Annotated in this window: 5 protein-coding genes; all 5 read left to right on the forward strand. The window is 39.9% G+C overall.

All coding sequences use genetic code 11. The features are described from left to right. Positions 1-533 precede the first annotated feature (533 nt). The 5 genes from ACXACQ_RS21480 (at position 534) to ACXACQ_RS21500 (ending at position 16,127) form a co-directional block, all read left to right on the forward strand. Positions 534-2,810 carry a carbohydrate-binding protein gene (locus ACXACQ_RS21480; RefSeq protein WP_474978059.1) on the forward strand — a complete coding sequence of 759 codons (2,277 nt, stop codon included), beginning with the start codon at positions 534-536 and terminating at the stop codon, positions 2,808-2,810. Positions 2,811-2,859: 49 nt separating this feature from the next. Next, positions 2,860-7,035 carry a sialate O-acetylesterase gene (locus ACXACQ_RS21485; protein ID WP_474978060.1) on the forward strand — a complete coding sequence of 1,392 codons (4,176 nt, stop codon included), beginning with the start codon at positions 2,860-2,862 and terminating at the stop codon, positions 7,033-7,035. Between the two features lie 967 nt (positions 7,036-8,002). After that, positions 8,003-9,919, forward strand: a complete 1,917-nt coding sequence (locus tag ACXACQ_RS21490) for a thaumatin family protein (protein ID WP_474978061.1) — start codon at positions 8,003-8,005, stop codon at positions 9,917-9,919. A 35-nt stretch (positions 9,920-9,954) separates the two neighbouring features. Further along, positions 9,955-12,012, forward strand: a complete 2,058-nt coding sequence (locus ACXACQ_RS21495; protein WP_474978062.1) for an RICIN domain-containing protein — start codon at positions 9,955-9,957, stop codon at positions 12,010-12,012. Positions 12,013-12,326: 314 nt separating this feature from the next. Beyond that, positions 12,327-16,127 (forward strand): PA14 domain-containing protein, encoded by a 3,801-nt coding sequence (locus tag ACXACQ_RS21500; RefSeq protein ID WP_474978063.1) that lies wholly within the window; start codon positions 12,327-12,329, stop codon positions 16,125-16,127. The last annotated feature ends 21 nt before the right edge of the window (positions 16,128-16,148 follow it).

Here is a 16,148-nt window from a genome sequence, read left to right on the forward strand (position 1 = left end):
AGCATTATAAGGAGATATACCGGCCCCTACCCTCTTCAGCTGGCAAGAAAAATCTCACTTAAATATCAGCAGACATGTGACTAACAGCATTAAGAATCAGCTGCTGATTAATTCACATTACTCACAAATAAACCTTAATACCTAAATGCCTGCAATATGGCTACAGAAGAAATTAACTTATGCCTATGGCATAAGTCTTTGTGCAAAACAAGGGTTGTAAATCTTTAACCAATAACAACTAAACCTAAAGATTTGTGATGGAGCCATTCTCTAATATTTATGAATTGGTTGTTCACGGTAAGTACCGAATATTAGGCTCCATCACCTCTTTTAAACAAAATAATGGCACGTATCATATAAGCCTTGAAACCTATTACAAACTACTGTAACCAAATAAGTTTTTATATGATTCTATTTAATTCAATTATGAAGTCATTAGCTAAGCCGTTGTGCATAGCTACTCCTGCATGGAATAATAATTCTAAGCACACTTCATGCATTGCCATTTTAAACATCCCTAACCCATTTGTACAATGAACAACTCAACATTCAACACTAAACTGCGCTTAATTTTATGCGCCATACTACTATTTACAGGACAAATAGTGTGGGCGCAAACTATCATGTTTGATGATTTTAATTATTCTGGCACTAACGATGCTGCCTTATCATCATTCAATAAATGGAGAATAATAAATGGTATTAGTGGACCTCCCTCTGGTGGTCAATATACCAGTAACAATATAAATTTTATCGCAGACCCTGCTAACAGTCAAAATAAGCTAATGACACTAAGCACCACAGTAAATGGGCAGTCGCGAGCGATAACGCATTCTAGAATAGAAACAGAAGGTTTTGAATACTTTGAAGGCACTTACTCCTCTAGGGTATACTTCACTGATCTTCCTTACCAATACAAAGACGCTAATATTCAGACCTTTTTCACCATCGTAAGTAGCTCTTTGGGTACCGATGGCTCAAGGTACAGCGAACTGGACTTTGAATATATGGCTGCCGACAAATGGGGCATCAGTACTGATGATCAAGTAATGTACTTAACTTCATGGAACAGGTACATTGCAGACCCTTGGCAAGCATGGAAACGTTATTTCTCATATACTCAATCTTATGAAGGCTGGCACATTTTCACTGTGTCATGCACTGATGGTGTAAATGTAAAATATTGGATAGATGACCAGTACATGGGATCTATGGCTACCACTGACAATGATGGCACCTCTGTTTACCCTCGTAACCCTATGCAAATAGCATTTGCCAATTGGGTTTGGAATAATGTTATAGGTAGCAGCACAGCCAACCGCACTACAACTATGGATGTAGACTGGGTACTTTTCTACAAAAACCTAGAACTAAACCCTACTCAGGTAGCTAGTTTAGTGAATGATTATAGGTCTCAAGGTATTCAAAGAAGAAATATTAGAGGTGATGTATTCTCTGTAGATCCCAATGCGGCACCTTCTGTGGTTATAACGTCTCCATCAAACAACAGTGAATATGGCGCACCTGCCACTATTAACATCACTGCCAACGCTTCTGATACTGATGGTAGCATCAACCAAGTAGCCTTTTATAACGGTGGTCAATTAATTAGCACTGACAACACTGCGCCATATACTGCCAATTTGAGCAACTTAAGTGCAGGCACTTACTCATTAACGGCAAAAGCTACCGATAATGATGGAGCCACCACTACATCTTCAATAGTAAGCGTAACAGTAAAAAGTAGCACTAACGGCAGCAACATTGCCATAGGAAAACCTACTTATGCTTCATCTACCGAGACTGCTGATTTCCCCGCTAGCTATGCTACAGACGGCAATAGCACTACTCGTTGGGCTAGTACATATTCCGATCCTCAATGGATTTACGTTAACCTAGAAGATACATACAACATAGAGGGCATTACACTGAAGTGGGAAGCAGCATATGGATCAGCCTACCAAATTCAGGTGGCTAGCAGCGCCAACGGACCATGGACCACTATTTATCAAACCTCAGCAGGCAATGGTAACGAAGACGTAATCACTAATCTATCAGGAGCTGGGCAGTTTGTGAGGTTATATGGAACCGCCAGAGGTAGTGAATGGGGATACTCTCTTTACGAATTAGAGGTTTACGGAAACAAAAACACACCTAATCCGCCTACTGCAAGTGAAATATTCATAGAAGCAGAAGACTATACTAACATGGGTGGTATACAAGTAGAAAACTGTAGTGAAGGAGGCCAGAATATTGGTTATGTTGAAGCTACCGACTGGTTATCATACGCTAACATCACCTTCCCTTCATCAGGCACATACAACGTAGAGTACCGTGTAGCCAGCGAATCAGGCAATGCTCAACTCTCACTAGACCTTGATGCAGGAAGCATATCGTTAGGGACTGTAAATGTACCCGCTACAGGCGGATGGCAAGTTTGGCAAACAGTTACAAACCAAATTACGGTTGAAGCAGGTACCTATAGCCTAGGGGTATATGCCTCTACTGGAGGTTGGAACCTAAACTGGCTAAGATTTACCAAAGCTAACAACCTGACTAGTAAAGTTAATATGAACGGAAGTGAAGCAGAAATCAGCATCTACCCTAACCCTGTTCATAATTTATTAAAAATTAATGCAGAAAAAGAGATTAAATCTATCTCCATATTTACTCTTACAGGTATAAGGGTAAAAGAATTCAAAAATACAGGAAGTGCTGCTTCTGTAGATGTAAGTAATCTAAAACCAGGTATTTACATTATAAAAATGGAAGGCACTAGCACTACAATAGCAAAATTTATGAAGGAATAGCATACGGTGGCCCTCCGGGGCCACTTTTTAAACCAATAAACAAACCTAAATGTCAAACCTAAAACCCAACCCTTGCCAGATGGTCATGCTTATAGTATGGTTATTTTCTGGTGTATTTACAAACGCGCGAGCCCAATCGACACTTTATAGCCAGGCTGCGGAAGATTTACAACAGGCATCGTATAATGCCTACATTTCTTCTAATGGCAACTATTTCATAGAAGATAACCAAGGCTATACCGGCTTCAACTATTGGTGGAATGCCAATGCATTAGACATGCTCACTGATGGATATATCAGAACCAGAAGCTCGGTTTACCTCGAAAGAATGAAGAGAATAACCGAAGGCATTAAAATTCAACATGGCGGAGGTTACATCAACGATTTTTATGACGACATGGAATGGCTATCCATGGCCAGTCTTAAAGCATATGAAGCTACCGGTGACAATCAGTATTTTGACATAGCTTCATTACTGTGGGAAGATATAAAAACAGGCATTAGTCCTGAATATTTTGGTGCTGTCACCTGGAACAAGGGTTGCCATCCCGAATGCAAAAATGCCATATCCAACTCCCCTGCTGCGTTTATAGCTGCAAAACTGTACAGACTAAGAGGCGGTGATGATAAATTACAAACCGCACAGCAAATACATGCATATGTAAAATCTAAACTTATAGACCCTGTAACTGGCGGTGTGTTTGACTCATACAACCCTGTTACCAATGAGACCAACACTAATCCTGATTGGATATTCAGCTACAACGTAGGCATGTATATGGCTGCCAGTGTAGAGCTTTATAAAGTAACTGGCAATCAAACTTATTTAAACGATGCGCTAGGTTGCATGCAGTATGTAAAAAATTACCGACTGGTGAATAATGTACTTTTCACCAATGAAAGTGGCCAGAAAGATGGCGGGTTATTCAAAGGTATTTTTATCAGATGCTTGGTTCAACTTGCCAGAGAAACCAACATTGATGCGGCTACCAGAAAAGAATATTTCGACCTAATAAAGTATAATGCTCAAATCTTACTCAGTCAAGGTACAAGAGCTGATAAATTGGTAGGGCCAGTATGGAATGCTCGCCCTAATGATGGTGATTACTTAACATACTCTACCGAGCAAAGTGGCGTTATGCTTTTAGAAGCAGCGGCTTCTGCTGATAAAGTAATTGTTTACCAAGACATCAACTTTGGAGGCTACAGCATACAGTTAACACCGGGAAACTACACTGCAGAGCAGTTAAAAGCCTTGGGCGTAAATGACAATGACCTTACTTCCATTTCTGTGCCTCCGGGTTACGAAATTACAGTATATGACAATGCTGATTTCACAGGTGAAAGTGCTACTTACACCACCCCAACAGGCTGGTTAGGCGACTGGAACGATAAGGTTTCTTCTTTAATAATTGCAGGTAAAGATATTACTGACTTAGGAGGCAATCTTACTGTAGAGTTCCCTGATGCCCCTGCTGGTGAAGACTACACCAATTTGATTGACAACAACCCGGGCACTAAATTTTTAATGCTTACTAACGGAGGCTGGATACAATATGAGGCCTCAAGCCCTTATAACGTTACAAGTTACTCTATCACCAGCGCTAACGATGCAGATGAAAGAGACCCATTAAACTGGACCTTGCAAGGCTCTAATGATGGCACAAACTGGACCAACCTTGATACCCGCACTGGTGAGGATTTCTCTTATCGATTTCAAAAGAGAACCTTCTCTTTTAACAATGCAGCCAGTTATAGTTTCTACAGGTTAAATATCAGCAACAATAGCGGCAACCTAACGCAAATTTCGGAGCTAGAATTATTCGCCAGTAATTTCACTTGTGCTCCTTCTGAAATTACCTTACAAGCATCAGTGGCCGGTGGGGCATGGAATAACGTGGCAGAGGCTACCGCTTTTAAAGGGCAAAACGTAGAAATAAGCGCTTCGGCAGCTATAGGCAACTGGTCATGGGCTGGCCCAAACGGATTCAGCAGTGCTTCAAGACAATTATCACTTTCTAACATACAGCCCAGCCAAGCTGGAGTATACACTGTTACGTTTACTAATGCCAATGGATGCCAAAGCCAAGCCACTTTTATATTAGAAGTGAGTGAAGATGTATTTTCTCAAAAAATAGAAGCTGAAAGCTTCAGCAGCATGTCGGGGGTGGAACTTGAAAATACAACTGATGTAAGTGAAGGTCAGAACGTAGGCTATATTGACACAGGCGACTGGATGGCTTACAGTGGCATCAACATCCCCTCTTCAGGTTATTACGTCATTTCTTACCGTGTAGCTAGTGAAACTGGTGGCGCGCAGTTAAGCTTAGACCTTAATGCAGGATCCATCGTATTAGGAAATGTAAATATACCTACCACTGGTGGTTGGCAAAACTGGACCACCGTTACTCAATCAGTATATATTGATGCAGGAACTTATGATTTCGGCATCTTTGCTCAAACAGGAGGAGTAAATATCAACTGGTTTCAGATCGCTAGTCAAACCAATGTAGAATTAAGTGAGGTAAAAGTATTTTTACTCGGAGGTCAGTCTAACATGGTAGGTTGGACAGGCGGAGCATCTAACTTACCCGAGCTATTGAAGCAAAGCCAAAACGTTCAAATCAAAGTTTTTGGAAACAATACGTTTAACTGGGGGCCTGTTAGACCCGGTTTAGGAGCTAATACCGATAGTTTCGGTCCTGAACTTACATTTGCGTACGACATCGCTCGCTACTACCCTGGCGAAAATATTGCTATTATCAAAGGCTCATGGCCAGGCACAAACCTTTATGACCAATGGCGCTCACCTTCAGCAGGCAGAAACGCCAACCAAGGTGATTTATACAACCAATTTGTGCAGCAAGCTAATCAAGCTATTAATGAGCTAAAAGGCCAATACGACATCGTTACTATCGAAGGCATGTGCTGGATGCAAGGTGAATCGGATGCCGAAACCACACAAAGAGCCAATGACTACGAAAGCAATTTAAACTATTTTATTGATGACATAAGAAATGAATTCAATACGCCCAACCTACCTTTTGTTATAGGTATGATTGATGCAACAAATGCCTGGCCCTACCACCAAACGGTGAGAAATGCCGAAATCAACCTGGCCAACAACAAAAACAATGTGTATACTTTTGATACCAATGGCTACAGCACTGACGGGTACCACTATTATAGCGATGGATATTTAAGAATGGGAGCCGATTTTGCCACTGTTATGAAAAACCACATCTCCCCTAACCTCTCCGATGGCGTGGTGGCACTGTACCAAGACTGCGGCTATAGCGGATATGAAAAATTCCTTACAGGCGGTAATTATAATTTATCACAATTAAATGAAGCTGGTATTGCTACCAACGACATCTCTTCGGCAAGGGTCAGAAAAGGTTATAACTTAAAGCTTTTCTCAGAAGATAATTTCGGAGGCAATGATTTAACTATAGGAAATGAAAGCGCATGCTTGGTATTCAACAACTTCAATGATGTCTCTAAGTCTGCTCAAATCACCAATTTAGGAGTAACAGGTCTTTCTGGCACATATCATTTAAAAAACAGATTCAGCAACTTATACCTAGAGCTATGGTATAGTAGCACCGAAGAAGGAGGAAAGTTTGTACAATGGCCATACTCAGGAGGCACTAACCAAACCTTTGTTTTAGAAGAAGTAGAACCTGGCACTTACAAAATTACTAATGCTACCAGTAACCTTTCTTTGGATGTGTATACCATAGATAAAAGAAATGGTGCCGAAATAGTACAATGGACCTATTATGGAACTGACAATCAAAAATTCATAATGATGGATGCTGGCAATGGCTACTATAGCCTAATAGCTAAGCACAGTGGTTTGGCTCTTGAAATCAGCTGGCAAAATAGCAGTTCTGGCGCATATCTAATGCAAAGAGGTAACGGCACAGACCTAGGTGCTCAATGGGCATTAGAACCCGTTTCTGGCAGTGCCGCAAAAAAAACAATGCCAAATATTGCTTTAGCAGAAGATGAAATCATATACCCCAACCCTGCAAACAAACAGCTGAAGTTAAAAGGAATAGCGGCAGGAAGACCAGTGAGTATTTTTGATCTTTCTGGCAATTTGATATTTCAAAGTAAAAATGAATACAACCAAATTGACATTAGCAGTTTAAAACCAGGAGTATATTTTTTAAAAACAGATAGTGACAATAACAAGATGCACAAATTTCTAAAGCAATAAGCTGAATTTAAGAATAGACTTACCATGATAATACTGAGAGACTATAACGAGCTTAATAAAATTATAGATGGGCAAAGCCAAACTTGTTATAGTCTCTCAGTAGAAATGCTAAATCTAACAAACCCATACAATTATATGCTTACATACGACACCAATAAGGCAAAGCCCTTAACCATAGCCCTAAAAATGATGACAATATGCAAAAATTGTATAGGTAAACTAGATTTTAGTATAAATAACGAACTTAAGCACTTATATTTGAGCTGCTTTAAAAGCAATAGTTGGGTAAGGCAAAGCAATGAAATATCTGAATTTCCGAGGGGTACCAGATATGGAAATGCTTTGCCTATTTTTTTGTTCAACATATCTGGTTATTGCTCATCTCTCCAGCTGGTAAAAATTCAATACTTCCTGAATTTAAGATCATTAAATAGTCATAATATTTCATTTTGAATATTCATGAGTATTTCAGTAGCTAAATCGATTATTAATATTATAAAATTTAATCAACCAGAATAAAAAAATGTATTATATTGAATCTCAATAAACCATAAACACCAAGTAATCAATAACTTAAAAAAAGACAAATTTATATATGAGTTAAAAAAAATATTAAGAAACCTATACACCTAAACCTAAATCTGATGTTCTATAAAGTCTACTTTCTCTCCGTATCGTTACAGCACGTTGGCGCCTGTACTTTAAGCTTGGCTAAAGGTATATCTTCATGCCTTATATTCTCTTCTATAGCCCTTATTAGTAATTTTTATCTACGTAAGTCCTCTCATCAGTCACCTTTGTGGCGGTTTGTTTCTTTAGCTACCAGCTATCATCAGGCTTATTTCAGATACAACATCAATTAGAGGTTTCTATCTGCCTTATTCAGGCTCAAAAGCATAACAGCTTATCAGTAAATGAAAACTGTTATAATTCGATTTACTTATGTAAAACAGATCAATCTAAACCAATGACAAAAATCAACACATTAATCATTTGTGTATTGTTGCAGGTAATTACCATTGCCTCCTTTGCACAGCGGACAGTAACTACTATTAACAATAGTAGCAAACCCATCTGGGTGGGTGTAAAAGGCGGTATGCCTAACCCCAATGACATTTACAACCCCATACCACACATCCCTGAAGGTGGAGGTTGGTACCTTGCTCCTAATGGCGGCCGTAAAACCATATCGTTACCTAACGAGTGGGAAGGTAGATTCTGGGGTAGAACAGCCTGTAATTTTGATGGCAACGGATATGGACCATGCGAAACAGGAGACTGTGGCAATGGCCTCAATTGTAACGGTGCTGGTAGTAGAAATACCACATTAGTAGAGCTTAAATTTAACGGGTGGCAAAACTACGACTACTACAATGTGAGCTTAATTGATGGTTTTAATGTGCCCATGCAAATGAGACCTGTTCCTGGTACATACACACCAAAACCTGGAGACCACTACTGGGGCGGAACCGCTGGGTGTACCACAGACCTCAACCCTTTATGTCCTCCAGAACTACAACTTAAAAATGGAGCAGGCCAAGTGGTAGCATGGTTAGCTACTTGTTCAAAATGGAATATCGATAAGTATTGCTGTTACGATAATAATGAAGCTACTTGCCAGCCCAATTATTATTCTGAAATATTGAAAAGCGGATGTCCTGATGCATACACCTATGTAACTGACCACGAAGTATTTATTAGTGGAGCAGAATCTCAGTACGAGATTATATTCCCTGAGCCTACCTCTCCTGATGGAGGTAATGATGGCGGTGATGATGGTGTGTCTGGAGTTACGGGCTTAAGCGGTACTTATACTTTAGAAAACAAAAGTAGTGGCTTGGTAATGGATGTTGCCGAAAACGGAAACCCTGCTAATGGCACCAACATTCTACAATGGACTAGCACTGGTAATCCAAACCAAAAATTTAAATTCTCTGAGGTTTCTACCGGTGTGTACTCTATTATATGTGTAGCTACAGGAAAATCATTAGATATTGACAACGGGAGCTCAGACAACTTTGCTAACTTACTTCAATGGGAATATTTGGCTGGTGCTAATCAACATTTTAAAGTAGAAGATGCTGGTAGCGGATATTACAAATTAAGAGCCATACACAGCGGCAAAATCTTAGAAGTAGCTTATGCCAGCAACGAAGCCGGAGCCAATATTGGTCAGTATGACGATAACGGACAGTTATGCGGACAGTGGAAATTGATTACTGTTGGTGGAGTTGAATGGAGTACTACCATTGAGGCTGAAAACTACGTTTACATGTCTGGAGTACAGCTAGAAAACTGCTCTGAAGGCGGACAAAATGTGTGCTACATTAACACTGATGATTGGATGGTATGGGATGTAAACATTCCAGAATCAGGTTCATATAAAGTAGAATACCGAGTAGCTACCGAATCAGCCGGTGGGCAGTTTCAATTAGAACAAGCAGCAGGCGCTAGCTTTGGTGTGGTTAACGTACCTGGCACAGGAGGGTGGCAAAACTGGACTACCGTTTCGCATGTCATCAACCTTAATGCCGGTCAGCAACAAATCGCCATAAAATCTTTAACCAATGATTGGAATATCAACTGGTTAAAAATTACCAAAGTAAATGGTTTAGCAAGAGTAAGTGCTGCTTCAGCCACTACATTTATTGAAAGCGATCAGGTTTCAATTTACCCTAACCCCACACAAGGTGAATTATCTATCAATTCAAAATCATTAGATGGTGCACATTTTACTATCTATGATGAGCTAGGTAAAATCAGGCTTGATCAGCCTTATGAAGGCACCAACAAACTTGATGTTTCGTGTTTAGAAAAGGGTATTTACACCATTACAATACAGAAAAAGACTGAAACTGTAAAACTACGTTTCATAAAAAAATAAAAGACCTAATTAAGTTCAACTAACTCAAATCTATTATGAATTTGAAATCTTTATTTTTTGCACTGATGAGCTTCTTGCTCATCAGTACTTCTTACGCTCAGACGGTCAGGGTCTCGGGCAGAAAAGTACTTTTAAATGGATCCGAATATAAGATTCATGGTATATGTTATAGTCGCGGAGGAGCAGGCAGCTATGCTCAAGACATTCCGTTATTACAAGAGGCGAATATTAACACCATTCGTGTTTACTCTCCTATTACCGACCAAGCAGAATTAGATGCGTTTGCCAATGCTGGCATTAAAATTATCATGCATCTTGACGAGAACAATTTTGAAGGATACATCAATCAATATAAAAACCACAATGCGATCCTTTTCTGGGAATTTGGAAATGAATTTAACTATCATCCTGAATGGTTTGATGGCAACCTATGGAACTGGTACGGAAAACTAGAAGCATGTGCTGTAAGAGCGCATCAGCTAGATCCTAACCACCCTGTTACTACTGCACATGGCGAACTACCCACAGTAGAAGTATTAAATGCCTGCCCTAGTGTAGATGTTTGGGGCATGAACCTTTACCGTTGGGATAATGACGTACCCGCTATTAATGACCTTAATGCAAGACTAGCAGCTAACAAAGCTATTTATGTATCTGAAGCTGGTGGTGATGGATATAACAAAATTCAAAATGCAGTAAATGAAGCTGACCAAGCCAATGCTAACGGCAATATTCTTAACGGAATAGTGGGTAAATATGATATTTGTGCTGGTGTTACACTTTTCGAGTTTTGTGATGAATGGTGGAAAGCCGGAAATGATGGAGTTCAAAATCCTGGTGGTTCTGCTCCTAACAGCTCTGGTGTTCCTTATGATGGTTCTGCTGATGAAGAATACTGGGGAATAGTAAGAAGAGACCGTTCTAAAAAACAAACTTTTTATGTGGTAAGAGACATTTACGCTACCATTACTGATGGTGGTGGAGGTGGAGGCGGTGGAGCCTCTGGTGTTACAGGCCTAGGTGGTACTTATACCATAAAAAACAGAAACAGTGGGTTAGTAATGGATGTGGCTGAAAACGGAAACCCTAATAACGGAACCAACATTCTTCAGTGGACTGCTACAGGCAACCCCAATCAGCAATTTATACTCAACGAAGTTTCTACAGGGGTATACTCAATCATTAATGTACAAACAGGTAAAGCAGGAGATATTTCTGATGTAAGCACAGAAAACTTCGCTACATTCCATCAGTGGGACTATGTAGGCGGAGCCAATCAGCATTATAAAATAGAAGACGCAGGTGATGGGTTCTACAAATTAAGAGCTATGCACAGCAACAAAATCTTAGAAGTTGGGTATGCCAGCACAGAAGCAGGTGCTGACATCAACCAATACGATGATAATGGACAGATATGTGGACATTGGCAGTTAATACCAGTGGGTGGCCCAAGATGGAGCACTACTGTTGAAGCTGAAAACTACCTTTATATGCAAGGAATAGAAACTGAAGTATGCTCTGAAGGTGGACTTAATGTAGACTATATCGATAATGGTGACTGGATGGTTTATGAAATCAATTTACCTGAAAGTGGATCTTACAAAGTAGATTACCGTGTAGCTACTGCTAGTGACGGAGGTCAGCTGCAGCTAGAAAAAGCTGCGGGAGCCAGCTATGGTGTAGTAAACATCCCCGGTACTGGCGGATGGCAAAACTGGACTACAATATCGCACACTGTAAACCTACCTGCAGGTGCTCAGCAAATTGCCATCAAATCATTGTCTAATGGTTGGAATATCAACTGGATTAAGTTTACTAAAGTTGGAGCTGGATTAGCTGCAAAAAAATCAATCGAAACAGTAGCCACTGAAGTAGAGGTATTCCCTAATCCATTTACTGATTATGTAACCGTTAAAACAGCTGAAGAAGTAGCTACTATTACGGTAGTAGATATTCTTGGAAACATTGTAGTTCCTGCTCAAGAGATTAGCAAAGAAGATAAAATTGACTTATCTCAATTGAAAAAAGGGCTTTATCTATTACAAATAGACAGCAAGGCCAGCAAAAAAGTAACAAGAATTATTAAGAATTAATCCGTAATATACTTGATAAAACTGCGTCAGGCCACTGGTTTGGCGCAGTTCTTTCTAAATTTAAACGCCCCGTATGTAAATATTTTTACCAAACCTAAAACCTATACCCATGACCTATATTCATAACCACCCCTCCCCCAAGTTATTTACCAAAAACTGTACTGAGCATCACTTGCTTAAGCATTAGTTATTAGTTTACTCTCAGTAGTTAACTATACAAATGTGCACGGACACAAAAGTTATAAACTAAATAAATCAATGTAAATAACACCTTATCCCACACAAGATATTATCAATCATAAACCAATAATTACATGTTCAACTTAAGATTAATCCTGATATGGATAATAGCGCTGATGCCTTCTCTAACGGTATTAGCACAAACTGTCCCTAGGAATGCTGGCCCGTATTTATATACAGCCACTCCCGATAAGCTATATTTAATTTCAGAGGATATCACCTACCCCGAAAAAATAGCGGTTCAGACATTAATGGGCGTAATAGCCCAAACAAAACCCGAAATATTAAGAGATATATCTGGTCATAGGTCATTTGCCGAAAAAGCAGGTGTTATAATTGATGAAACCTATTATAAAGATATACAAGGCTTATTAGCACATTTTGCAAACAGAATAGATGGGTACATTTTATGCAACAAGCAAGACAAATCAACTAACGTAGCTATTTCTTTGGCCGGAGTACTCAATGCTGTAGCAGTGCCCACTGAAGTGGAGCAACAAGCTATTAGTGCAGGACTACCCAAACTTTTAGATGTAAGAGAAAGAGATGAAGCTTGGGCTTTGGCCAATTATGGAAATTTATTTAGCAAAAAAGTAGCCAGCTACCAACAAAGCTCTGATGACAGGGGTGCTTTTATGGGAGACTACAGCACATATACCAAAGCTTTTCAGTTTTGGGACACAGCACCTACGGGTTCATTAGCACAAAGCGTGTTTAATAGAATGGAGAAACGGGCTGCTTTCTTTGGGTGGGGACCGCACGAATACGAAACAGTGGAGGCACTTTCTTCTAAAGGATTAATGATTCACCCTTCTGACTGGGCCACCAATATGTCTGCGCTTACCAATATTCCGGCTACAAAAGACACTTTCCACCACCCAGACCCTATAAAACCTTTCGAAGTAAAGGACAATACGCATACCGTTTGCTTTGTTATTAGTGATGGAGACAATGTGCAATGGTTGCTAGGTACCCATGGCAACTTGCACAACTGGAATAACCCCAACAGAGCAAAAGTAAACCTGGGGTGGACCATCTCCCCTGCTCTAGTTGATTTAGCTCCTTCAATTTACGAACATTATATAGACCATGCCTTAACTACCAACGAAGGTAGAAATGTGCTGTTAGCAGGCCCTTCTGGTAGAGGGTACTACCTCCCTGGCCGCTTTCCCGATGACCTTTTAGAACAAGAAACAGCTGAGCTTAACAGGTACATGAAAAAAGCAGATCTTGGTATTGTCAATATTATTGATGCTGATGATAGTGATATGGATCCTGTTCCATATTTAAAGCAACCTAATATAGATGCGCTATTTTACTATACTTACGGAGCCAACTATACAGGGCGTGCCGGGCAGATAGATTGGTACAAAGACAAGCCATCTATTGGTGGCAGATACACTTTATGGGGCACTTTATCTGGTCCAGAAGATTTGGCCAATAAGCTCAATGCCATGTCTACAGACATACATTCTTCAGAGGGTTATAGCTTAATACCTGTACACATTTGGTCTAGAGATGTAGATGATGTAATTGACTGTATCAACCGCTTAGCACCTCATGTAAGAGTGGTAGCTCCTGATGAGTTTGTTTGGTTAGTGCGTAAAAACATTAAAGGCGTACCTGTAGGCCAAGGAAATGGACTTAGAGGTGAATACTACTCTGGGTATAACAGAGATCAACTTCAGTTCACCAGAACAGACAGCAAAATCAATTATGACTGGGCAGGAAGCTCTCCAAATGTTGATAAAATGGGAACTGATCAGTTCTCAGTAAAATGGTCAGGTGAGGTAATGCCATTATATTCTGAAGATTATACCTTTATAGTAAATGGCGATGATGGTGTAAAACTTACTGTAAACGGTCAGGTAGTAATCAATGATTATGATACTCAAGGTGCCATTACCAGAAGAGGTACACCTATTAACTTACAGGCGGGCGAAAAATATGAAATTACACTAGAATATGCTGAAGGCGGAGGCAATGCCTACTGCTACTTAGAATGGGAAAGTGCTAACCAAATGCGTCAGGTCATACCTAAAGCACAGCTTTTTAGCCGACCTGTAAAAAATACCACAGGACCTATTACGGTCTTTGAAAATTGCAACTATGACGGCTACCACGCAGGCTTCGGTATAGGCGAATATAAACTTGATGCCTTAAAACTAAAAGGGGTTCAGAATGATGAAATCTCCTCTATAAAAGTGCAACCGGGCTACAAGGTTATTCTTTATCAGCATGAAAACTTTGAAGGCGAATCTATAGAGCTAACAGAAGATAATACTTGCCTCGGAGATTGGGATGAGTATATCACCTCTTTTAAAGTAGTAGCTCAAGGAGTAACTAACTTAGAAGGCAACTATAATATCAAAAACACTAAGAGTAGATTATATTTAGATGTAGTAGGCGGCACTGGAGGAAGAAATGAAAATATCAATGTGCAAATTTGGACTCCTACAGCGGCACCCAATCAAACTTTTGCACTGCATCATTTGGGTAATGGAGTATATTCCATTACTGCTAACCATAGTAATAAATCTCTCGATATTCAGCAATACAACATGCAAGAAGGCGCCAACATTTGGCAAAGAAGCTTCCGCAATCAGGATAATCAAAAATTCATAGCCATAGCCACCACAAATGGCACCTATAAATTTGTATCAGTAGCAAATGGAAAGCTACTAGATGTAAAAGATGGCAATACCTCGCCTGAAACTAATGTTGTAATGCAAGCGGATAACATGCAAGCATCGGCCGAATGGGAATTAATACCTGCACCTGCAGTTGAAACAGGAAATGGGCAAGGGTTATATGCCACTTATTATAATGGTAAAAATTTTGAGAGCAATATTTTTTCTCGCACTGATGCTACTGTGAATTTCAATTGGGGCGAAGGATCTCCCGGCAGTGGAATAACCAATGACAGCTACTCTATCCGCTGGAGTGGAAAAGTAGAACCTCAGTATACAGGTTTATATACATTTTATGTAGACAGTGACAATGGTAGAAAGTTATGGGTTAATGATCAACTCCTCATCGACCAGTGGATAGCTGACTGGGGCACGGAATACAAAGGCGAAATCTACTTAGAAGCCGGTGTGCAGTATGATATAAAATTAGAATACTTTGAAGATTATGGTGGAGCCAGCTGTGTATTAAAATGGGCTCATGCAGCCCAGCAAAAGCAAGTAATACCTCAAAGCCAGCTATACTCCAATTACAGATTTGAGCAATTTATTCAGGCGGAAGATTACGCTAGCATGTCAGGCATAGAAGTAGAAAGTACCACTGACGAAGGTGGAGGCTCTAACGTAGGCTATGTAGATGATGGTGATTGGATGGCATATAACAACATCACAATACCTACAAGTGGCAATTACACCATCGAGTACCGCATAGCTAGTGAAGGAGGTGGAGGTAAACTTAGCATAGATTTAAATGCTGGTGCTATTGTATTGGGCGAAGTAGCTATACCCGCTACTGGAGGGTGGCAAACATGGCAAACCGTATCTCACACAGTTCATATAGATGCAGGAACTTACAATTTCGGCATTTTCGCCCAAGTTGGCGGGTGGAATATAAACTGGTGGCGCATTACCCAACAGGATAATGCTGCCAAAGTAGGTATGAATACTACCCCTGCCAAAGAGCAAGTGATATATCCCAACCCATTCAGCAATAGCTTACAGGTAAAATTTGAAGGTGCATCGGCCAACATCACCATCATTGATGCCTTAGGCAATACTGTAAAGAAAATGACAATCAACAGCGATAAAGCCATTGATTTAGACCATTTAAAACCAGGACTATACCTGATTCAGGTAGAAAGCCAAAGTGGAATTACAACAGAAAGAATCATTAAAAACAATAAATAAAACTAAAAAAGACCAAAGAGT

This window comes from Fulvivirga sp. AWR4_260 (assembly GCF_056158185.1).

Coding starts and splice junctions, on each gene's coding strand:
- ACXACQ_RS21490 (WP_474978061.1), top strand. CDS start 8,003: ATGACAAAAATCAACACATTAATCATTTGTGTATTGTTGCAGGTAATT.
- ACXACQ_RS21485 (WP_474978060.1), top strand. CDS start 2,860: ATGTCAAACCTAAAACCCAACCCTTGCCAGATGGTCATGCTTATAGTA.
- ACXACQ_RS21495 (WP_474978062.1), top strand. CDS start 9,955: ATGAATTTGAAATCTTTATTTTTTGCACTGATGAGCTTCTTGCTCATC.
- ACXACQ_RS21500 (WP_474978063.1), top strand. CDS start 12,327: ATGTTCAACTTAAGATTAATCCTGATATGGATAATAGCGCTGATGCCT.
- ACXACQ_RS21480 (WP_474978059.1), top strand. CDS start 534: ATGAACAACTCAACATTCAACACTAAACTGCGCTTAATTTTATGCGCC.